General features: G+C 65.9%; 21 protein-coding genes. 16 read left to right on the top strand and 5 right to left on the bottom strand.

The window, feature by feature from the left end:
- The first annotated feature begins 8 nt into the window (after positions 1-8).
- From lpxD to IG196_RS13795, 11 genes are all read left to right on the top strand, one after another.
- Complete coding sequence (lpxD, locus tag IG196_RS13745) at positions 9-986, top strand: UDP-3-O-(3-hydroxymyristoyl)glucosamine N-acyltransferase (protein ID WP_192196584.1); 978 nt, start codon at positions 9-11, stop codon at positions 984-986.
- Positions 983-1,465, top strand: a complete 483-nt coding sequence (gene fabZ / locus IG196_RS13750) for a 3-hydroxyacyl-ACP dehydratase FabZ (RefSeq protein WP_225617029.1) — start codon at positions 983-985, stop codon at positions 1,463-1,465. Before lpxD ends, fabZ begins: the two co-directional genes overlap by 4 nt.
- Positions 1,466-1,490: 25 nt before the next feature.
- Positions 1,491-2,279, top strand: a complete 789-nt coding sequence (gene lpxA / locus IG196_RS13755; RefSeq protein WP_192196585.1) for an acyl-ACP--UDP-N-acetylglucosamine O-acyltransferase — start codon at positions 1,491-1,493, stop codon at positions 2,277-2,279.
- Positions 2,280-2,289: 10 nt separating this feature from the next.
- Entirely contained in the window at positions 2,290-3,438 is a 1,149-nt protein-coding gene (gene lpxB / locus IG196_RS13760; protein WP_192196586.1) for a lipid-A-disaccharide synthase, read from the top strand.
- Entirely contained in the window at positions 3,410-4,141 is a 732-nt protein-coding gene (gene rnhB, locus IG196_RS13765) for a ribonuclease HII (RefSeq protein WP_225617030.1), read from the top strand. Before lpxB ends, rnhB begins: the two co-directional genes overlap by 29 nt.
- A 7-nt stretch (positions 4,142-4,148) precedes the next feature.
- Entirely contained in the window at positions 4,149-4,934 is a 786-nt protein-coding gene (locus tag IG196_RS13770; protein ID WP_192196587.1) for a TrmH family RNA methyltransferase, read from the top strand.
- A gap of 142 nt (positions 4,935-5,076) precedes the next feature.
- On the top strand, positions 5,077-6,270 hold the full coding sequence (gene carA / locus IG196_RS13775; protein ID WP_192196588.1) for a glutamine-hydrolyzing carbamoyl-phosphate synthase small subunit: 1,194 nt from the start codon (positions 5,077-5,079) through the stop codon (positions 6,268-6,270).
- The gene (carB, locus tag IG196_RS13780; protein ID WP_192196589.1) at positions 6,263-9,511 is read left to right on the top strand and encodes a carbamoyl-phosphate synthase large subunit; all 3,249 of its coding nucleotides are present in this window, start codon (positions 6,263-6,265) and stop codon (positions 9,509-9,511) included. The genes carA and carB overlap by 8 nt, the downstream gene beginning before the upstream one ends.
- A 15-nt stretch (positions 9,512-9,526) precedes the next feature.
- Positions 9,527-10,396, top strand: a complete 870-nt coding sequence (locus IG196_RS13785) for a Kdo hydroxylase family protein (protein WP_192196590.1) — start codon at positions 9,527-9,529, stop codon at positions 10,394-10,396.
- A gap of 64 nt (positions 10,397-10,460) precedes the next feature.
- The gene (gene greA, locus IG196_RS13790) at positions 10,461-10,937 is read left to right on the top strand and encodes a transcription elongation factor GreA (protein ID WP_101493029.1); all 477 of its coding nucleotides are present in this window, start codon (positions 10,461-10,463) and stop codon (positions 10,935-10,937) included.
- Positions 10,938-10,942: 5 nt separating this feature from the next.
- The gene (locus IG196_RS13795) at positions 10,943-11,362 is read left to right on the top strand and encodes a DUF4149 domain-containing protein (protein WP_192196591.1); all 420 of its coding nucleotides are present in this window, start codon (positions 10,943-10,945) and stop codon (positions 11,360-11,362) included.
- 49 nt (positions 11,363-11,411) lie between these two features.
- Here IG196_RS13795 and IG196_RS13800 read toward each other — a convergent pair whose 3' ends face one another.
- Both IG196_RS13800 and IG196_RS13805 read right to left on the bottom strand, forming a co-directional pair.
- On the bottom strand, positions 11,412-12,131 hold the full coding sequence (locus IG196_RS13800; protein ID WP_167395020.1) for a glycosyltransferase: 720 nt from the start codon (positions 12,129-12,131) through the stop codon (positions 11,412-11,414).
- Positions 12,132-12,172: 41 nt separating this feature from the next.
- Positions 12,173-12,652, bottom strand: coding sequence for a YhbY family RNA-binding protein (locus IG196_RS13805; RefSeq protein ID WP_099796820.1), 480 nt, complete (start codon positions 12,650-12,652; stop codon positions 12,173-12,175).
- 33 nt (positions 12,653-12,685) lie between these two features.
- On the opposite strand from IG196_RS13805, the gene IG196_RS13810 reads away from it, so the two are divergent.
- From IG196_RS13810 to IG196_RS13830, 5 genes are all read left to right on the top strand, one after another.
- Entirely contained in the window at positions 12,686-13,354 is a 669-nt protein-coding gene (locus tag IG196_RS13810; RefSeq protein ID WP_192196592.1) for an RlmE family RNA methyltransferase, read from the top strand.
- 166 nt (positions 13,355-13,520) lie between these two features.
- Positions 13,521-15,437, top strand: a complete 1,917-nt coding sequence (ftsH, locus tag IG196_RS13815) for an ATP-dependent zinc metalloprotease FtsH (protein WP_192196593.1) — start codon at positions 13,521-13,523, stop codon at positions 15,435-15,437.
- 60 nt (positions 15,438-15,497) lie between these two features.
- Entirely contained in the window at positions 15,498-16,379 is an 882-nt protein-coding gene (gene folP / locus IG196_RS13820) for a dihydropteroate synthase (RefSeq protein ID WP_225617031.1), read from the top strand.
- A 6-nt stretch (positions 16,380-16,385) separates the two neighbouring features.
- A complete protein-coding gene (gene glmM, locus IG196_RS13825; RefSeq protein ID WP_192196594.1) occupies positions 16,386-17,723 on the top strand; it encodes a phosphoglucosamine mutase in 1,338 nt (445 codons plus the stop codon).
- A complete protein-coding gene (locus IG196_RS13830; RefSeq protein ID WP_192196595.1) occupies positions 17,720-18,214 on the top strand; it encodes a GNAT family N-acetyltransferase in 495 nt (164 codons plus the stop codon). Before glmM ends, IG196_RS13830 begins: the two co-directional genes overlap by 4 nt.
- Before the next feature lie 96 nt (positions 18,215-18,310).
- On the opposite strand, the gene IG196_RS13835 is transcribed toward IG196_RS13830, so the two are convergent.
- The 3 genes from IG196_RS13835 to IG196_RS13845 are packed head-to-tail and all read right to left on the bottom strand — an operon-like array spanning position 18,311 to position 21,459.
- Positions 18,311-19,588: an acyl-CoA dehydrogenase family protein gene (locus IG196_RS13835; protein WP_101493036.1), complete on the bottom strand. Its 1,278-nt coding sequence runs from the start codon at positions 19,586-19,588 to the stop codon at positions 18,311-18,313.
- Between the two features lie 34 nt (positions 19,589-19,622).
- Positions 19,623-20,729, bottom strand: a complete 1,107-nt coding sequence (locus IG196_RS13840; protein WP_192196596.1) for a phosphotransferase — start codon at positions 20,727-20,729, stop codon at positions 19,623-19,625.
- 10 nt (positions 20,730-20,739) lie between these two features.
- Positions 20,740-21,459 (bottom strand): Crp/Fnr family transcriptional regulator, encoded by a 720-nt coding sequence (locus IG196_RS13845; protein WP_056581250.1) that lies wholly within the window; start codon positions 21,457-21,459, stop codon positions 20,740-20,742.
- Positions 21,460-21,490 lie beyond the last annotated feature (31 nt).

Raw genomic sequence — 21,490 nt, forward strand, 5'->3', positions numbered from 1 at the left:
GAACCGGCGTGTCGCTGCAGCTCGGAGCCATCGTTGACGCCCTCGGGGGCGAGCTTCATGGAGATGCCACGCTGTCCATCGAGCGGCTCGCGCCGCTTCAGAATGCACAGCCCGATGCGCTCAGTTTCCTGAGCCATCCCAAATACCAGCAGGAACTGGCCGCCTCCAAGGCGGCCTGTGTCATCGTGTCGCCCGCCATGCGCGAGGCGGCCGCGGCGCGTGGCGCTTACATCGTCACGCCCGACCCGTACTACTACTTTGCGCGCCTGACGCAGCTCTGGAAAGCGCACCATGCGCGTCCGGAAGCCGACCGCATCCATCCCTCCGCCGTGATCCATCCCGAAGCCCAGGTCGACGCCACTGCGCGCATTGGCGCGCTGTGCGTGGTGGAGCGGGGCGCGCGCATCGGTGCGGGCACGGTGCTGAAGTCGCGCGTCACGGTCAGTGAAGACTGCACCATCGGCGAGCGCTGCCTGCTGCACCCCGGTGTGGTGATCGGGGCCGACGGCTTCGGCCTCGCGCCCCACCAGGGCGCCTGGGTCAAGATCGAGCAGCTGGGTGCGGTGCGCATCGGCAACGACGTCGAGATCGGCGCCAACACCTGCATCGACCGCGGCGCGCTCGACGACACGATCATCGAAGACGGCGTGAAGCTCGACAACCTGATCCAGATCGGCCACAACGTGCGCGTCGGCAAGCACACCGCCATGGCGGGTTGCGTCGGCGTGGCCGGCAGCGCCACCATCGGTGCGAATTGCACCTTCGGCGGCGGTGCCATCGTGCTGGGTCACCTCACGGTGGCCGACGGTGTGCACGTGTCGGCGGCGACCGTGGTGACGCGCTCCATCCGCAAGGCTGGCCAGTACACGGGCATGTTTCCGATCGATGACAATGCGAATTGGGAAAAGAACGCGGCAACACTCAAGCAGTTGCACAGCCTGCGCGAACGACTGAAGGCGCTGGAAAAAGCCCCCTCGAAACAATGACGACGATGCAGGAACAGAACACCATGACGGACACGACGCTCGATATCCACCAAATTCTCAAGTTGCTGCCGCATCGCTACCCGTTTCTGCTGGTGGACCGGGTGCTGAGCATGGAAAAGGGCAAGCGCATCACGGCACTCAAGAACGTGACGATGAACGAGCCGTTCTTCAACGGCCACTTCCCGCATCGCCCGGTGATGCCGGGCGTGTTGATGCTCGAAGCCATGGCGCAGGCTGCGGCGCTGCTGTCGTTCCGCTCGATGGACATCGTGCCCGACGACAACACGGTCTACTACTTTGCGGCCATCGACGGCGCGCGCTTCAAGCGCCCCGTGGAGCCGGGCGACCAGCTCATCCTGGAAGTCGAGATCGAGCGCATGAAGGCCGGCATCTCGAAGTTCAAGGGCCGCGCGCTCGTGGGCAGCGAACTGGCGTGCGAAGCCTCGCTGATGTGCGCCATGCGCCAGATCAACAGCTGATCCGGCGCATCGTCTCCTGCAAGGCATGACCCAGGTTCATTCGACAGCGATCGTCGACCCGAAGGCCCAGCTCGACGCCTCGGTGTCGGTCGGCCCCTACACCGTGATCGGCCCGCACGTGCGGATCGGCGCGGGCACCACCATCGGTCCGCACTGCGTGATCGAAGGGCGCACCACCATCGGCCGCGACAACAGGATCTTCCAGTTCTCGTCGCTCGGTGCGATCCCCCAGGACAAGAAGTACGCGGGCGAGCCGACCGAGCTGACCATCGGTGACCGCAACGTGATCCGCGAGTTCTGCACCTTCAACCTCGGCGTGCCGGGGGCAGGGGGTGTGACCAGCGTGGGCAACGACAACTGGATCATGGCGTACACGCACATTGCGCACGACTGCCATGTCGACAACCACACCACGTTGGCCAACCAGACGACGCTGGCCGGCCATGTGCACCTGGCCGACTGGGTCACCATTGGCGGCCTGACCGGCATCCACCAGTTCGTGTCGATCGGCGCGCACGCCATGGTCGGCTTTGCCAGCGCGGTCTCGCAGGACGTGCCGCCGTTCATGCTGGTCGACGGCAATCCGTTGGCTGTGCGCGGTTTCAATCAAGTGGGCCTGCGCCGGCGCGATTTCTCGGCGCAGCGGCTGGCGGCGGTCAAGCAGATGCACCGCCTGCTGTACCGCCAGGGCAAGACGCTCGAAGAGGCACGCGCCGGCATGGCCGCGCTCGCAGTGGAAATGCCCGAGGCCGCCGGCGATGTCGCGCTGATGGAGGCCTTCCTCGCCCATTCAACGCGCGGCATCGCGCGCTGACATGGACGCGATGAGCACGAACGAACAGCGCCGCTTCGCGCTGGTCGCGGGTGAAGCGTCCGGCGACCTGCTCGCTGGCCTGCTGCTCGACGGCCTCGAAGCCCGCTGGCCTGCGCTGCAGACCGCCGGCATCGGCGGCCCGCGCATGCTGGCCCACGGTTTCCAGAGCTGGTGGCCGCAGGAAAAGCTGGCGGTGCGCGGCTACATCGAGGTCCTGCGGCACTACGCCGAAATCGCTGGCATCCGTCGCCAGCTCAAGGCCCGCTTGCTGCGCGAGCGCCCCGAGCTGTTCATCGGCGTGGATGCGCCCGATTTCAACCTCGACCTCGAAGCCGGCCTGCGCCGCGAGGGCATCAAGACGGTTCACTTCGTCTGTCCCTCGATCTGGGCCTGGCGCGCTGACCGCATCGACAAGATCCGGATAGCCGCCGACCACGTGCTCTGCATCTTCCCGTTCGAGCCCGAGCTGCTCGAAAAGCAGGGTGTCGCCGCGAGCTACGTGGGCCACCCGGTTGCCAACGTGATCCCGATGACGCCCGACCGCGCGGCTGCCCGTGCTGCGCTGGGGCTGGACCCCGAGGCGCAGGTCGTCGCGCTGCTGCCTGGCAGCCGCCGTTCCGAAATCCGTTACCTTGCGGCCCGCTTCTTCGCCGCTGCGGCGCTGATGCAGAAGGCCAAGCCGAAGCTGCAGTTCATCGCGCCGATCCTGCCGGGGCTGCGCGCCGAGGTCGAAGGCCTGCTGCAGGCGGCCGGCATGGCAGGGCGCGTGACGCTGCTCCACGGCCAGTCGCACGCCGCGCTCGCCGCTTGCGACGTCACGCTGATCGCCAGCGGCACGGCCACGCTCGAGGCTGCGCTGTTCAAGCGGCCGATGGTCATTGCTTACAACATGAACGGCCTCTCGTGGCGCCTGATGCAGCACAAGCAGCTGCAGCCCTGGGTCGGACTGCCGAACATCCTGTGCCGCGAGTTCGTGGTGCCCGAGCTGCTGCAGGAAGCCGCCTCGCCCGAGGCGCTGGCACAGGCCACGCTCGAATGGCTCGACGCGCCCGCGAAGACGCAGGCGCTGCAACAAAGATTTTCCGCGCTGCATGTGCAATTGCAGCGCGACACGCCCACACTCTGCGCCGATGCGATCCAGAAAGTTCTTGAAGGCTGAACAGGTCCCGCTCGTGTGGGACGCGCCGGGCCTGATGGCGGGCGTCGACGAAGCCGGACGCGGGCCCCTGGCCGGCCCGGTGGTGGCCGCGGCCGTGATCCTGGACGACCTGCGCCCGATCCGCGGCCTGGCCGACTCCAAGACGCTCACGGCGCTGCAGCGCGAACGCCTGCACGACCAGATCCTTGCCAAGGCGCTGTGCTGCTCGATCGCCCAGGCCTCGGTCGAGGAGATCGACAGCCTCAACATCCTGCAGGCCACGATGCTCGCGATGCGTCGCGCGGTCGAGGGCCTGCGGCTCAAGCCCGTCAAGGTGCTGGTGGACGGCAACCGGCTGCCCCGGCTCGACGTGCTGGCCGAGGCCATCGTCAAGGGCGATGCGCGGGTCAAGGCGATCTCGGCCGCGTCCATCCTGGCCAAGGTGCACCGCGACCGGCTCTGTACCCAGTTGCACGATGAATTTCCGCACTACGGTTTTGCCGGCCACAAAGGCTATGGCACGCGCGAGCACCTCGAAGCGCTTCAGCATCACGGCGCCTGCGTGCACCACCGCCGCTCGTTCAGCCCGGTGGCAGCGGCGCTGGCGCGCACGGCCGCCGCGAGCTCGGGCGTCACCGTCGTGACCGGCGAGGTGCCTGCGGCTCTCGTGCTCGGCGCCGCCGACAACCACGGCGCACGCCTCGGTCCGCGCGCCGCCCCCTGAGCCTGCCATGACCACCGACACCGGCCCGAGCCACATCAGCTCGCGCGACAACCCTTTGCTCAAGGACTTGCGCAAGCTTGCACAGGACCCGGGCGCGTACCGCAAGATGGGCCGCCTCTGGCTCGAGGGCGATCACCTGTGCCGCGCGGCGCTGGCCCGTGGCGTGAAGCCGGCGGTTGCGGTGTTTTCGGAAGCGTTCTGGCCTTCGGCGCCCGCCGAATGGGTACAAAGTGCTATCAAAACGGTAGTGGTCGCCGACGACTTGCTGCGCGCGGTCAGCGGGCTGGAATCGCCCGCACCGATGGGCTTTGTGCTCGACCTGCCTGCGCGGCCTGAAATTCTTCCTGACGCCCCGACCGTGGTGCTCGACCGCCTGCAGGACGCCGGCAACGCCGGTTCCATCCTGCGCAGCGCGGCGGCTTTCGGCTTTACCCAGGTGATCGCGCTCAAGGGCACGGCGGCGCTGTGGGCGCCGAAGGTGCTGCGTGCCGGCATGGGAGCTCACTTCGGCCTGCGACTGGTCGAAGGCGTGGACATCGACGCGCTCGATGTGCTCCGGGTGCCGCTGGTGGCCACCAGTTCGCACCGCGGCGACTGGCTGCACAAGGCCGAATTGCCGCACCCCTGCGCCTGGCTGATGGGCCACGAAGGGCAGGGCGTCTCGGACGCGCTGGAGGCCCGGGCCAGCCACCACATCCGCATCGCGCAGCCGGGCGGTGAAGAGTCGCTCAACGTGGCGGCCGCTGCCGCCATCTGCCTGCACGCAAGCGGAGCGGCCCTACAGGCCAAATAACACACCCAGTCCGAGCTACAATCGGGGGCTTACTCGCAAATCAGCGTCGCCCGGCCGCCTTCAACGCCAAAATCCCCTTAAGCAGCAGTCCGCAGGCAACGCGCCTGGGGCTCCGGGCGACCGTAACCATCCGGAGAACCCAGTGCTTTTGTCTCTCAAGGGAAGTTTCCCGCCCGCCATCCTGGCGCTCGCAGACGGCACGGTCTTTCTCGGCAACTCGATCGGAGCCGCCGGCTCCACGACCGGTGAAGTGGTGTTCAACACCTCGATGACCGGTTACCAGGAAATCCTCACCGACCCGAGCTACTGCCAGCAGATCGTCACCCTGACGTATCCGCACATTGGCAACTACGGCGTCAACGGCGAGGACATCGAAGCCGACAAGATCCATGCCGCGGGCCTGATCATCAAGGACCTGCCCCTCGTCGCGTCCAACTTCCGCAAGACCGCCACGCTGACCGAGTACCTCGTGTCCGGCAACACGGTGGCCATCGCGAACATCGACACCCGCAAGCTCACGCGCCATCTGCGCACCCACGGTGCGCAGAACGGCTGCATTCTGGGCCTGGCCGCGGGCGAAGCCGTCACGCAGGCGCTGATCGACAAGGCCATCGCCGCCGCCAAGGCCGTGCCGAGCATGTCGGGCCTGGACCTGGCCAAGGTGGTGTCGGTCACGCAGACCTACGAATGGACCGAAACCGAGTGGAAGCTCGGCGCGGGCTACGGCGTGCAGATCACGCCCAAGTTCCACGTCGTTGCCTTCGACTACGGCGTCAAGAAGAACATCCTGCGCATGATCGCGCAGCGCGGCGCGCGCATCACCGTGGTGCCGGCGCAGACGCCCGCAGCCGACGTGCTCAAGCTGAAGCCCGATGGCATCTTCCTGGCCAACGGCCCCGGCGACCCGGAGCCTTGCGACTACGCCATCAGCGCCGTCAAGGAACTCATCGAAACCGGCATCCCCACGTTCGGCATCTGCCTGGGCCACCAGATCATGGCGCTCGCCTCGGGCGCCAAGACCTTCAAGATGAAGTTCGGCCACCACGGCGCAAACCATCCGGTGAAGGACCTGGACAACGGCCGCGTGAGCATCACCAGCCAGAACCACGGCTTCGCGGTCGACGAGAAGTCGCTGCCGGCCAACCTGCGTCCCACCCACATCAGCCTGTTCGACAACACGCTGCAAGGGCTGGCACGCACCGACAAGCCCGCGTTCTGCTTCCAGGGTCACCCGGAAGCCTCGCCGGGCCCGCACGACATCGGCTATTTGTTCGATCGCTTCACGGCACTCATGGAAAAGAACAAGACGGAAAAGACGGAGAAAGAGAATGCCTAAGCGCACAGACCTCAAATCGATCCTCATCATCGGCGCCGGCCCGATCATCATCGGCCAGGCCTGCGAGTTCGACTATTCCGGCGTGCAAGCCTGCAAGGCGCTGCGCGAAGAGGGCTACAAGGTCATCCTGATCAACAGCAACCCCGCGACGATCATGACCGACCCGGCCACGGCCGACGTCACCTACATCGAGCCCATCACCTGGCAGACGGTTGAAAAAATCATCGCCAAGGAACGCCCCGACGCGATCCTGCCGACCATGGGCGGCCAGACCGCACTCAACTGCGCGCTCGACCTCTGGCGCAACGGCGTGCTCGACAAGTACACGGGCGCTGCCACCGGCAAGCCCGTCGAGCTGGTCGGCGCCACGCCCGAAGCCATCGACAAGGCCGAAGACCGCCTGAAGTTCAAGGACGCGATGACCAAGATCGGTCTCGGTTCGGCGCGCTCGGGCATCGCACACACGATGGACGAAGCCTGGGCCGTGCAGAAGACGCTCGGCTTCCCGACCGTGATCCGCCCCAGCTTCACGCTCGGCGGCACCGGCGGCGGCATCGCCTACAACCCCGACGAGTTCGAGACCATCTGCAAGCGTGGCATCGAAGCCTCGCCGACCAACGAGTTGCTGATCGAAGAATCGCTGCTCGGCTGGAAAGAGTATGAGATGGAAGTGGTCCGCGACAAGGCCGACAACTGCATCATCGTCTGCTCGATCGAAAACCTCGACCCGATGGGCGTGCACACCGGCGACTCGATCACCGTGGCACCCGCACAGACGCTGTCCGACAAGGAATACCAGATCCTGCGCAACGCCTCGCTGGCTGTGCTGCGCGAGATCGGCGTGGACACCGGCGGCTCGAACGTGCAGTTCTCGATCAACCCGAAGGACGGCCGCATGGTCGTCATCGAGATGAATCCGCGCGTCTCGCGTTCGTCGGCGCTGGCCTCCAAGGCCACGGGCTTCCCGATCGCCAAGGTCGCGGCCAAGCTGGCCGTGGGCTACACGCTCGACGAGCTGCGCAACGAAATCACCGGCGGCGCCACGCCCGCGTCGTTCGAGCCTTCGATCGACTATGTGGTCACCAAGATTCCGCGTTTCGCCTTCGAGAAATTCCCGCAGGCCGACTCGCGCCTCACCACGCAGATGAAGTCGGTGGGCGAGGTCATGGCCATGGGCCGCACCTTCCAGGAGTCGTTCCAGAAGGCCCTGCGCGGCCTCGAAGTGGGCGTCGACGGCCTGAACGAAAAGACGCAGGACCGCGAAGTGCTCGAGAAGGAGCTGGGCGAGCCTGGTCCCGAGCGCATCTGGTACGTGGGCGATGCCTTCGCCATGGGCCTGAGCGTGGACGAAGTGTTCGCGCTGACCAAGATCGACCCGTGGTTCCTGGTGCAGATCGAAGAGATCGTGAAGATCGAACTCGAGCTGGAAACCAAGTCGCTCGACGACATCGACAAGGACACGCTGCTGGCGCTCAAGAAGAAGGGCTTCTCCGACCGTCGCCTTGCCAAGCAACTTAAGACCTCCGACACGGCGATCCGCGAGAAGCGCCGCGCCCTGGGTGTGCGCCCCGTCTACAAGCGCGTGGACACCTGCGCGGCCGAGTTCGCGACCAACACCGCCTACATGTACTCGACCTATGAGGACGAGTGCGAAGCCGAGCCGACCGACAAGAAGAAGATCATGGTGCTCGGCGGCGGTCCCAACCGCATCGGCCAGGGCATCGAGTTCGACTACTGCTGCGTGCACGCCGCGCTCGCCATGCGCGAAGACGGCTACGAGACCATCATGGTCAACTGCAATCCCGAGACCGTGTCAACCGACTACGACACCTCCGACCGCCTGTACTTCGAGCCGCTCACGCTCGAAGACGTGCTCGAGATCGTCGACAAGGAAAAGCCGCTCGGCGTGATCGTGCAGTACGGCGGCCAGACGCCGTTGAAGCTCGCGCTCGACCTCGAAGCCAACGGCGTGCCGATCATCGGCACCTCGCCCGACATGATCGATGCGGCCGAAGACCGTGAGCGCTTCCAGAAGCTGCTGCACGAGCTGGGCCTGCGCCAGCCGCCGAACGCCACCGCGCGCACCGAACCCGAAGCGCTCGAAAAGGCTGCGGCCCTGGGCTACCCGCTGGTGGTGCGCCCGAGCTACGTGCTCGGCGGCCGCGCGATGGAAATCGTGCACGAGCAGCGCGACCTCGAGCGCTACATGCGTGAAGCGGTCAAGGTGAGCAACGACTCGCCGGTGCTGCTCGACCGCTTCCTGAACGACGCCGTCGAATGCGACGTCGACTGCATCCGCGACGCCGAAGGCGGCACGCTGATCGGCGGCGTGATGGAGCACATCGAACAGGCCGGCGTGCACTCGGGCGACTCCGCCTGCTCGCTCCCGCCTTACAGCCTGAACGCCGACACCATCGCTGAACTGAAGCGCCAGAGCGCCGCGATGGCCAAGGCGCTGAACGTGGTCGGCCTGATGAACGTGCAGTTCGCCATTCAGCAAAAAGATGGCAAGGACGTCATCTACGTGCTCGAAGTGAACCCGCGTGCGTCGCGCACCGTGCCTTACGTGAGCAAGGCCACCGGCATTCAGCTCGCCAAGGTGGCGGCACGCTGCATGGCGGGCCAGTCGCTCGCGTCGCAAGGTGTGACCAAGGAAGTGACGCCGCCGTACTTCAGCGTGAAGGAAGCCGTGTTCCCGTTCGTCAAGTTCCCGGGCGTGGACACCATCCTCGGCCCCGAGATGAAGTCGACCGGCGAAGTGATGGGCGTGGGCAAGACCTTCGGCGAAGCCTTCGTGAAGTCGCAGCTGGGCGCGGGCACCTTGCTGCCGAAGTCGGGCAAGGCCTTCATCTCGGTGAAGAACAACGACAAGGCACGTGCCGTCGAAGTGGCACGCGGCCTGGCCAAGCTGGGCTTCGAACTGGTCGCCACCAAGGGCACCGCCGCGGCCATCAGCGCCGCCGGCATTGCCTGCGTGACGGTCAACAAGGTGACCGAAGGCCGTCCGCACATCGTGGACATGATCAAGAACAACGAGATTGCCTTGGTCATCAACACGGTGGAAGAGCGCCGCAACGCGATCACCGACTCGCGCCAGATCCGCACCTCGGCACTGCTGGCGCGCGTGACCACCTTCACCACGATCTTCGGCGCCGAAGCCGCGGTGGAAGGTATGGGCTTCATGGACGAGCTGGGCGTGATCTCGGTGCAGGAGATGCACGCGCAGCTGGCCGCTGCCTGACCGGGCACCGCCATCATGGAAACGCAGCTGGTCGAACTGGGCCTGACGGACTGGGCCGCGGCCACGCCCAACGAGGCGTGGATCGCGGAGCTGGAAGCCGGCAAGGTGCTGTACTTCCCGCGGCTGGGCTTCGAGCTGCGGCCTGAAGAGCGCAGCCTGCTGACGCCCAGCCTGCTGTCGCCCGACGTGCGCAACATCAGCCTCGACGCCCACGGCAAGCTCAAGGGCGCTGTGGGCGACGAAGCGGTGCAGCGCGCCACGGCGGCGATGGTGAAGCGTTTTCGCACGCAGGCGCAGCAGCTCATTCATGGGCTGCTGCCGCACTACACGCCGGCCCTGCGCCTGGCGCCGACCAGCTACCGGCCGGCCCAGGTCGAGACGCGCGTGCAATCGTGGCGCGCCGACGACCGGCGCCTGCATGTCGATGCGTTTCCGTCGCGGCCCAACTACGGCGAACGCATCCTGCGCGTGTTCACCAACGTCAACCCCGACGGCGCACAGCGCGTGTGGCGCGTGGGCGAGCCTTTCGAGGACATCGCCAAGCGTTTCCTGCCGAAGGCCAAGCCCTATGCGCGCTGGCAGGCCAAGCTGCTGCAGGCACTGCACGTCACCAAGTCGTTCCGCAGCGAGTACGACCACCTGATGCTGCAGCTGCACGACGGCATGAAGTCGGACATGGCGTACCAGGAAAACTCGCCACAGGAAACGGCGAAATTCCCGCCGGGTTCGGTGTGGGTGTGCTTCTCGGATCAGACCTCGCACGCTGTCATGGCGGGCCAGTACATGCTCGAGCAGACCCTTCATCTGGCCGCATCGAAGCAATACAATCCAGATTCGAGCCCGCTCGCCATCCTGAGCCGGCTGACCGGACGCAATCTCGTCTGATCTGTCCCCCCAATCGACCGCCGAACGGCATCGTTCGGCGGTTTCGCTTTATGGAGAACCAAACATGGCCACCATTCCCATCACCAAGCGCGGTGCTGAAAAACTGCGCGCCGAACTGCACCAGCTCAAGACGGTCGACCGTCCCTGGGTCATCAACGCCATTTCCGAAGCGCGCGCCCAGGGCGACCTGAGCGAAAACGCCGAGTACGAAGTCGCCAAGGACCGCCAGGGCTTCATCGAAGGTCGCATCCAGGAAGTCGAAGGCAAGCTCTCGGCCGCCCAGATCATCGACCCGAGCGAGCTCGATGCCGGCGGCAAGGTGGTGTTCGGTTCGACCGTCGATCTTGAGGAAGAAGAGTCGGGCGAAGCCGTCAAGTACCAGATCGTCGGCGAAGACGAGGCCGACCTGAAGCTCGGCCTCATCAACATCTCCAGCCCGATCGCGCGCGCGCTCATCGGCAAGGAAGAGGGCGACACGGCCGAAGTGCAGGCGCCGGGCGGCCTCAAGCGCTACGAGATCGTGGCGGTCCGCTACCTCTGAATCGGATGAAAGACCGCGTCGCGCTGATGCTGGCGGCCCTCTGGTGGGGCAGCCTCACCACGATCGGCTTCCTGGTCGTGCCGATGCTGTTCGCCAGGCTCGGCAACCCGGCGGTGGCGGGCAGTTTCGCCGCCCAGCTGTTCGAGGCGCAAAGCTGGATTGCCATCGGCTGCGGGTTGATCCTGCTGATCCATTTCCGCCAGAAGGCCGACGAGGGCATGACCAACCCGGTGTTGACGGCCATCTTCCTGGTGCTGGCGGCGTTGCTTCTGGCGCTGCTGCAGCAGTACGCCGTGGCGCCGCGCATCGTGGCGCGCGACAACCTCAAGCTGTGGCATGCCGTGGGCACCGGCATGTATTTCGTTCAGTGGGCGTGCGTCGGCACGCTGCTGTGGCGCATGGGCGCCGCCCGGGCGCCACGCTGAACCGGAGCGGCAGCAGCGACAGGTGATGTCGCCGCTGCCTCCGGCTTTTTTACTCTTTCCAGTGCTTGGCGACCCAGCTCGCCGGCCGGATGTAGCGGAAGGCGCGGTTGCGCCGTCCCGCCAGCGCATCGGGCGGGTTGCACTCGCCGTGGAACACCATCACACGGGCGCCTTCGGGCACGAAGGGCTCTTCCCAGTAGTTGGTCGGCCAGGTCGGGATGCCGTGGTACTTGAAGCTCGGGCACCAGGCCGCCGGCCAGTAGGCCAGCTTGCCCTGCTTGTGGAGCACGTCTGACAGGTAGGCCTGCTCATTGCGGTACTCGGCCTGCACCTTGTCCATGTTGGCGCGAAAGTACGCCAGCACGTCGGCATGGGCGCCCAGCTCGAAGCGGTAGACCGATGAATTGCCCGTGATCCGCTCACGCCGCCAGGGGCGGGCGTAGTCGTGAATGATCAGGAACTCGCCGGGCTGCTCGAAGAAGGCGTCCAGGCTGCCGACGATCACCACGTCGACGTCCAGGAAGAGGGCGGTGCCGCGCAAGCCGTGCAGGTCCTGTTCGAAGGTGGTGAGCTTCTTCCAGGCGCCGTCGCGCTGGCCCGGGGCCAGTTGGAGGTTGAGCGGAGGAATGGGCAGGCACGTCACTTCGGGGCGGATGCCGTTGCCGTCGTCGGTCAGGCAGACGAACTTGAAGTCGCCGCTGAGGTGGCGGCGCACCATGGCGTAGAGCCGGTTGACGTACTCGGGGCCGTACTTCGTGCCCCACTTCATGCAGAGGATATGGCGCTGGGCGCCTTGCGCTGCCACCAAGCTCAGTCCGCCTGATTGCGTTTCTTGGCCGACAGCGGACGCTTGGCCTTGGCGCGCTTGATGGTGCCGCCAGGGGTGAGTCGCTGGTTGCCGAGCACGCGCAGGGTCTTGATTTCAGGGCGTTGGCCGCCGCGCTTGCTGTACTTGACGATCTTCACGTCGCGCGGGCCGGGCATGCGGTCTTCGTCGACCACACGCTCTTTTTCGGGCTTCGGGCGCCACAGCACGAGCAGCTTGCCGATGTGCTGGATCGGGGCGGCGTCGAGCTCGTCGGCGAGCTCCTGGAGCATGGCGTCACGGGCGAGACGGTCGTCGGAGAAGACGCGCACCTTGATCAGGCCGTGGGCCTTCAGGGCCGCGTCGGCCTCTTTTTTTACGGCAGGGGTGAGCCCGTCTCCACCGACCATGACGATCGGATCCAGGTGGTGAGCTTCGGCGCGGTGCACCTTGCGCTCGGCAGGGGTAAGTTGAATGGCGGGCATCCCCGTATTATCGACGCGTACACGAACACCCTCATGAGCACCAAAGCCAAAAGCAAAAAAGTCAACAAGGCGTGGCTTCACGACCACATCAACGACCCCTACGTGAAGCTCGCGACCAGAGAGGGCTACCGTGCCCGCGCGGCTTACAAGCTCAAGGAAATCGACGAGTCGCTCGGGCTGGTCAAGCCCGGCCAGCTCGTGGTCGACCTCGGCTCGACCCCGGGAGCCTGGAGCCAGTACCTGCGGCGGCGCATGTCGCCGGGCGGGGCGGCGGCCGGCGACCTCAATGGCACCATCGTTTCGCTCGACCTGCTGCCGATGGAGCCCATCGAAGGCGTGACCTTCCTGCAGGGCGACTTCCGCGAAGACGCAATGCTGGAGCAGCTCCTGGCGGTACTGGCCGGCCGCAAGGCCGACCTGGTGGTGTCCGATATGGCACCCAACCTGTCGGGCATCCATTCGGCCGACGCAGCCCGCGTGGCGCACCTGATCGAGCTGGCCATCGACTTCTCCCAGAACCACATGAAGCCCGAAGGGGCGCTTGTGGCCAAGGTATTCCACGGCAGCGGCTACGACGACCTGGTCAAGATGTTCAAGGCCAATTTCCGTGTCGTGAAGCCGCTCAAGCCGAAGGCATCACGCGATAAATCGGCAGAGACCTTCCTCATCGGCAGGGGATTGAAGGCGCTCGATACGCATTGATACCTTGCCGCAGAGTGCCCTCCAGGGGCGCAAACCCTTGTCAGCCTATGGCTGCTATAGGGAAATGTCCGCTTTTCGCAGCTTGAAAAGCCTAAAATGGGGCGCAATTGCGTACCCTCAGCGCGTATTTCATATTCCCGTCACGCGCTTTCGACTGGAGCTTCGTTTGAACAATCAGTGGTTTTCCAAAGTTGCCGTATGGCTCGTCATTGCCATGGTGTTGTTCACTGTGTTCAAGCAGTTCGACACCCGCAGTGGCGTCGGCTCGGGAACGGTGAGCTATTCCGAGTTTTTGGACCAGGTCCGCAACAACCAGATCAAGAGTGCCATCATTCCTGAAGGCGCCGGCGGCGGCGAGATCGTCGCTGTCACCAACGACGATCGCAAGATCCGCACGACCGCCACGGTGCTCGACCGCGGCCTCGTGGGCGACCTGATCGACCACAACGTCAAGTTCGACGTCAAGCCGCGCGAAGAGGGCTCGCTCCTCATGACCTTGCTGGTCAGTTGGGGCCCGATGCTGCTGCTGATCGGCGTCTGGATCTACTTCATGCGCCAGATGCAGGGCGGCGGCAAGGGCGGAGCGTTCAGCTTCGGCAAGAGCAAGGCCCGCATGATGGACGAGAACAACAACACGGTCACTTTCGCCGACGTCGCAGGTTGCGACGAGGCCAAGGAAGAAGTCCGTGAAGTCGTCGACTTCCTCAAAGACCCGCAACGCTTCCAGAAACTCGGCGGTCGCATTCCGCGCGGCCTGCTGCTGGTCGGCCCTCCGGGTACCGGCAAGACGCTGCTCGCCAAGTCGATCGCCGGCGAGGCCAAGGTGCCGTTCTTCTCGATCTCGGGTTCCGACTTCGTTGAAATGTTCGTCGGCGTGGGTGCGGCCCGCGTGCGCGACATGTTCGAGAACGCCAAGAAGAACGCGCCCTGCATCATCTTCATCGACGAAATCGATGCGGTGGGTCGTCAGCGCGGCGCCGGCCTCGGTGGCGGCAACGACGAGCGCGAGCAAACCCTCAACCAGATGCTGGTCGAGATGGACGGCTTCGAAACCAACCTCGGCGTGATCGTCGTGGCTGCCACGAACCGTCCCGACATCCTTGACGCCGCACTGCTGCGCCCGGGCCGTTTCGACCGTCAGGTGTACGTCACGCTGCCCGACATCCGCGGCCGCGAACAGATCCTCGGCGTGCACATGCGCAAGGTCCCGCTGGGCCAGGACGTGAACCCGAGCGTCATCGCCCGCGGCACGCCCGGCATGTCCGGCGCCGACCTGGCCAACCTGTGCAACGAAGCCGCCCTGATGGCCGCACGCCGCAATGCACGCGTCGTCGAAATGCAGGACTTCGAGAAGGCCAAGGACAAGATCTTCATGGGCCCCGAGCGCAAGAGCATGGTCATGCCCGAGGAAGAGCGCCGCAACACGGCCTACCACGAGTCCGGCCACGCCCTCATCGGCAAGCTGCTGCCCAAGTGCGACCCGGTCCACAAGGTCACGATCATTCCGCGTGGCCGCGCCCTGGGCGTGACCATGAGCCTGCCGGCGCAAGACCGCTACAGCTACGACCGCGAGTACATGCTGAACCAGATCAGCATGCTGTTCGGTGGCCGCATCGCCGAAGAAGTGTTCATGCATCAGATGACCACCGGCGCCAGCAACGACTTCGAGCGCGCGACCTCCATCGCCCGCGACATGGTCACGCGCTACGGCATGACCGACGCGCTGGGCCCGATGGTCTACGCCGAGAACGAAGGCGAAGTGTTCCTGGGTCGCTCGGTCACCAAGACCACGAACATGAGCGAACAGACCATGGAAAAGGTCGACGGCGAAGTGCGCCGCATCATCGACGAGCAGTACGCCCTGGCGCGTGGCCTGATCGAAGCGAACAGCGACAAGATGCACGCGATGGCGAAGGCGCTGCTCGAGTGGGAAACCATCGACAGCGAACAGCTCGACGACATCATGGCTGGCCGTGCGCCGCGTCCGCCCAAGGACTGGACACCGCGCATCCCGCCTTCGGGCAGCGGTGGCAGTGGTGGCACGCCGGCCGTCAATACCGACCCGGCGCCGACCGCCGCTTGAGGTGGGCTTGATCGCAAGCAACAACGGGGCCTCTGGCCCCGTTTTCCATGGGAGCGCCGCATGAACAAGACGGCCACCTCGGTCTGGCAGACCTCGCGCTTCACGATCGACCTGGCGCAGCCGCGCGTGATGGGCATCGTCAACGTCACGCCCGATTCCTTTTCCGACGGCGGCGCGCATGCGTCCACCGAAACCGCGCTCCAGCACTGCGAGCAGTTGCTGAAAGAGGGCGCCGACATCCTCGACATCGGCGGCGAATCGACTCGCCCCGGCAGCCCCGTCGTGCCGCTCGACGTCGAACTGGCGCGCGTGCTGCCCGTGGTGCGCGAGGCCGTGAAGCTGAACGTGCCGCTGTCCATCGACACCTACAAGCCCGAGGTGATGCGCGCCGTGCTCGACCTGGGCGCGGACATCGTCAACGACATCTGGGCGCTGCGCCAGCCGGGCGCGCGCGAAGCCGTGGCGGCGCATCCCACCTGCGGCATCTGCCTGATGCACATGCACCGTGACCCGCAGACCATGCAGGCGCTGCCGATGCAGGGCGACGTGATTCCCGAAGTGCTGGCTTTCTGGCGCGAACAACTTGCAGCGTTGAAGGGGCTGGGCATAGACCCCGCGCGCATCACGCTCGATCCGGGCGTCGGTTTCGGCAAGAGCGTGGCGCAGAACTTCGCACTTCTTGGGCGCCAGCAGGAATTGTTGGCAACCGGTTACCCCTTGTTGCTAGGTTGGTCCCGCAAGTCCTCCATCGGGGCGGTCACGGGCATCGACAATGCGTCCGGGCGTACCGTGCCCAGCGTGGCAGCCGCCGTGCTGGCCGTGGACCGGGGCGCAGCCGTCGTGCGGGTGCACGACGTGCGCGACACCGTCGCCGCCCTCGCCGTATGGCGTGCCATGCGCGCAGAAGCACTGCAGCAGCAACGAACTTCACAAGAGCAATAACAGCAAATGACCCGTAAATATTTCGGCACCGACGGCATCCGCGGCACGGTCGGCCAATCGCCCATCACCCCCGACTTCGTGCTGCGCCTCGCACACGCTGTCGGCCGCGTGCTCAAGAAAACCCAGGCCCGTCCGACGGTGCTGATCGGCAAGGACACCCGCATCTCGGGCTACATGCTCGAGTCGGCGCTCGAGTCGGGCTTCAACTCCGCCGGCGTCGACGTGGTGCTGCTCGGCCCGCTGCCCACGCCGGGCGTGGCGTACCTCACGCGCGCCCAGCGCGCCAGCCTGGGCGTGGTGATCAGCGCCAGCCACAACGCCTTTCCCGACAACGGCATCAAGTTCTTCAGCGCGCAGGGCACCAAGCTCGACGACGCCTGGGAGCTGGCCGTCGAGGCTGCGCTCGAAGAAGCGCCGGTGTGGGCTGCTTCCGCCGACCTCGGCAAGGCACGCCGCCTGAACGACGCAGACGGTCGCTACATCGAGTTCTGCAAGAGCACTTTTGCCAACGACCTGTCGCTGCGCGGCATGAAGCTGGTGGTCGATGCGGCCCATGGCGCGGCCTACCAGGTGGCGCCCAACGTGTTCCACGAACTGGGCGCGGACGTCACGAGCATCGGCTGCTCGCCCGACGGGCTCAACATCAACGAAGGCTTCGGTGCCACGCACCCTGAGGCATTGGTCGCCACCGTGACGGCGCAGAAGGCCGACTACGGCATCGCCCTCGACGGCGACGCCGACCGGCTGCAACTGGTCGATGCCAGCGGCCGCCTGTTCAACGGCGATGAGCTGCTGTACCTGATGGTGGCCGAGCGCATCGCGCGCGGCGAAAAGCCGGTGGGCGTGGTCGGCACGCTGATGACCAACAAGGCCGTCGAAATGGCCCTGCGCGCACAAGACATCGAGTTCGTGCGCGCCAAGGTCGGCGACCGCTACGTGCTCGAAGAGCTCGACAAGCGCGGCTGGCTGCTCGGCGGCGAGGGCTCCGGCCACCTGTTGGCGCTCGACCGCCACACCACGGGCGACGGCATCGTGAGCGCGCTGCAGGTGCTGCAAGCCTGTGTGCGCAGCGGCAAGACGGTGGCGCAGCTGCTCGAGGGCGTCACGCTGTTTCCGCAGACGCTCATCAACGTGCGCCTCGCCCCCGACCAGGACTGGAAGAGCAACACAGCGCTCGCCAGCGAAACCAAGCGCATCGAAGCCGAGCTGGGCGACGCAGGCCGCGTGCTCATCCGTGCGAGCGGCACCGAGCCGCTGGTGCGCGTGATGGTCGAGGCGCGCGACGCCAAGCAGTCGCAGTCGTGCGCGGAGCGCCTCGCGGCAACGCTCAAGCCCGCGGCATGACGACGGAGGGGTGCATCGACACCCGCCTGGCCGACTACCGCGATCCGCTGCAGGCTGCGGCTGTGGTCGAGCTGCTCGACAGCTACGCACGCGACCCCGCCGGCGGTGGCACACCGCTGCCGGCGTCGGTGCGTGAGGGCCTGCCCGCCGCGCTGGCGGCGCGTCCGCAGGCGTTCAGCGTGCTGGCCTTTGACGGCGACACGCCCGTGGGTCTGATCAACTGCATCGAAGGTTTTTCGACCTTCGCCTGCCAGCCGCTGGTCAACGTGCACGACGTGGTCGTGCGCGCCAGCCACCGTGGCCAGCGTGTGGCGCAGCAGATGTTTGCACTGGTCGAGCAGGAAGCCCGCCGGCGCGGCGCCTGCAAGCTCACGCTCGAGGTGCTGTCGGGCAATGCGCCCGCGCTGCGCAGCTACGAGCGCGAAGGCTTCGTCAGCTACCAGCTCGATCCGGAATTCGGCCACGCCGTCTTCCTGCAAAAGAAGCTCTGACACCAATGAAAATGCCGCCGACGCGCAAGGCGTGGGCGGCATGGCCGGATCAGAAAGAGAAGGGCGCGGTGATCGCGCCCTTTCTTTTCTTCCGGATCAGAAGCGCGTGACAGGCGCGTCGGCGGTGGCGCCCGACTTGTCGGCGGCGTACTTGCCCAGCTCCCACTTGGCGATCGCGTTGCGGTGCACTTCGTCCGGACCGTCGGCAAAGCGCAGCGTGCGTGCCTGCGCATAGGCCGAGGCCAGCGGGAAGTCGTCGCACATGCCGCCGCCGCCGTGGACCTGCATGGCCCAGTCGATGACCTGGCAGGCCATGGTGGGTGCCACCACCTTGATCATGGCGATCTCGGTGCGCGCGACCTTGTTGCCGGCCACGTCCATCAGCCAGGCGGCCTTCAGCGTGAGCAGGCGGGCCATGTCGATCTTGCAGCGTGCTTCGGCGATGCGTTCCTGCGTGACGGTCTGCGAAGCAACGGTCTTGCCGAAGGCCACGCGCGACGAGGCGCGCTTGCACATCAGCTCGAGCGCGCGCTCGGCCAGGCCGATCAGGCGCATGCAGTGGTGGATGCGTCCGGGGCCAAGGCGACCCTGGGCGATTTCGAAGCCGCGGCCTTCGCCCAGCAGGATGTTGCCGACGGGAACGCGCACGTTCTCGAAGTGCATCTCGACGTGGCCGTGTGGCGCGTCGTCGTAGCCCATCACGTTCAGCGGACGCACGATGCGGATGCCCTTGGTGTCGGCCGGCACGATGACCATGCTCTGCTGCGAGTGCTTGGGCGCTTCGGGATCGGTCTTGCCCATGGTGACGAACACGGCGCAGCGCGGGTCGGCGGCACCGGAGATCCACCACTTGTGGCCGTTGATGACGTACTCGTCGCCCTGGCGCTCGATGCGGGTGGCGATGTTGGTGGCATCGCTGGAGGCGACGTCGGGTTCGGTCATCGCGAAGGCCGAGCGGATCTGGCCTTCGAGCAGCGGCTTGAGCCAGCGCGCCTTGATCTCTTCCGAGCCATAGCGGGCGATGGTTTCCATGTTGCCGGTGTCCGGCGCGGAGCAGTTGAAGGCTTCCGATGCCCATGGCACCCGGCCCATGATCTCAGCCAGCGGGGCGTATTCCTGGTTGGTCAGGCCCGCACCCTCATAGCCCGAGGCCGAGGCGCTGTCGACCGGCAGGAACAGGTTCCACAGGCCCTGGGCCTTGGCCTTGGCCTTGAGCTTCTCGACGGTCTGCAGGGCGGTCCAGCGCTTGCCGGCGACCGTGTTGGCGGCCAGTTCGGCGCTGTACTCGGCTTCGGCCGGGTAGATGTGGTCTTCCATGAACGCGAGAACGCGCTTCTGAAGCTCCTTGGTTTTGGCCGAATATTCGAAATCCATGCTGTCTCCTGGTGGGGTTAAGGGGGAGGGCTGGCTATGCCTTTTGGGCAAACTGCCAGGCCATCTCGGCCATCGGCCGTGCGCCACGGGCGGACGCCACGGCTTGCTCGCTCGATGCGGTACCGGCTTCGACCCGTTTCGCAATGCCCTGCAGGATGGCAGCCATGCGGAACAGGTTGTAGGCCTGGTAGAAATTCCAGTCGGGCGCCAGCGCCTCGGGCGTACTGATGTGCGTGCGCTCGCAGTAGCGGCGGATGTATTCGCTCTCGGTGGGAATGCCCAGTGCCGCCACGTCCACGCCGCCGATGCCGCGGCCGGTGGTGGGAGGCATGTGCCACGACATGCAGTGGTAGCTGAAGTCGGCCAGCGGATGGCCCAGCGTGGAGAGTTCCCAGTCGAGCACCGCGATGATCCGCGGCTCGGTGGCGTGGAACATCACGTTGTCCAGGCGGTAGTCGCCATGCACGATCGAGACCTTGGTCTCGTCGCGTGCGCTTGCCGGCATGTGGGCGGGGAGCCAGTCGATCAGGCGCTCCATGGCCTCGATGGGCTGCGACAGTTCGCCGGCGCCATCGGCCGAGGCCTTGTACTGCTTGCTCCAGCGGCCGATCTGGCGGTCGAAGTAGTTGCCGGGCTTGCCGTAGTCGCCCAGGCCGCGCGCGGCGAAGTCGACCGTGTGCAGCGCCGCAATCACGCGGTTCATCTCGTCGTAGTGGGCCGCGCGTTCGGCGTTGCTGAAGCCGGGCAGCGACTGGTCCCACAGCACGCGGCCCTGCATGAACTCCATGATGTAGAAGGCGCGGCCGATGATGGCCTCGTCTTCGCACAGGCAGTACATGCGCGGCACGGGCACGTCGGTGCCCTGCAGCCCGCTCATCACCTTGAACTCGCGCTCGACCGCATGGGCCGAGGGCAGCAGCTTGGCGACCGGGCCCGGCTTGGCGCGCATCACGTAGCTCTGCGTGGGCGTGACGAGCTTGTAGGTCGGGTTGGACTGGCCGCCCTTGAACATCTCGACCGTCAACGGACCCTGGAAGCCCTCGAGGTTCTTTTCGAGCCAGGCCGCGAGCGCGTCCACGTCGAAGGTGTGCTGTTGGGACACCGCACGGGTGCCGATGAAACTGGAGAAGTCCTGGCTCATGTCGATTCTTTTAGTTGTCTGCTACGGAGATTTGCATCAGCGCCGAGCGGTCCAGCACGACGAGTCCGGCCGGCTCGATCCGGATGGTGCCTTCGCGCTCCATCGTCTTGAGTTCCTGGTTGACCCGCTGGCGCGAGGCGCCGAGCAGCTGCGCGAGTTCTTCCTGCGCCAGTTGCAGGCCGATGCGCGTCTGGCTGCCGTCGTCCAAGCTGGGCACGCCGTAGCTGCGCACCAGGTGAATGAGCTGCTTGGCCAGGCGTGCGCGCAAGGGCAGGGTGTTGAGGTCTTCCACCAGCCCGAACAATGTGCGGATGCGGCGTGCCTGCAGCCGCATCAGCGCTTCGTACAGCTCGACGTGCGTGGCCAGAATTTTCTGGAAGTCGGCCCGCGCCACGCACAGCACGGTGGTGTCGCCGTGCGAGTACGTGTCGTGCGTGCGACGTTCCCCGTCGAACATCGCCACGTCGCCGAACCAGATACCCGGCTCGACGTAGGTCAGCGTCACCTGCTTGCCCGACACCGCGGTCGAGCTCACGCGCAACGCCCCTTTGGCACAGGCGATCCAGTGCTCGGGCGGGTCGCCGCGCGCAGCGAGCAGGTCGCCGTCCTTGTAGCGTTTGACAAAGGCGCATCGGAGGATGTCGTGCCGTAGTGATGGAGATAGGGAAGAAAACCAGCGACCACTGTTGATCGCTTCACGTTCTTCGATGGTAAGAATGGGGTCGTCCATGGTCTGTCCTCTCGGCGACTGAAAAGCTGGG

The organism is Variovorax sp. 38R (assembly GCF_014843395.1).
GTDB lineage: Bacteria > Pseudomonadota > Gammaproteobacteria > Burkholderiales > Burkholderiaceae_C > Variovorax > Variovorax paradoxus_H.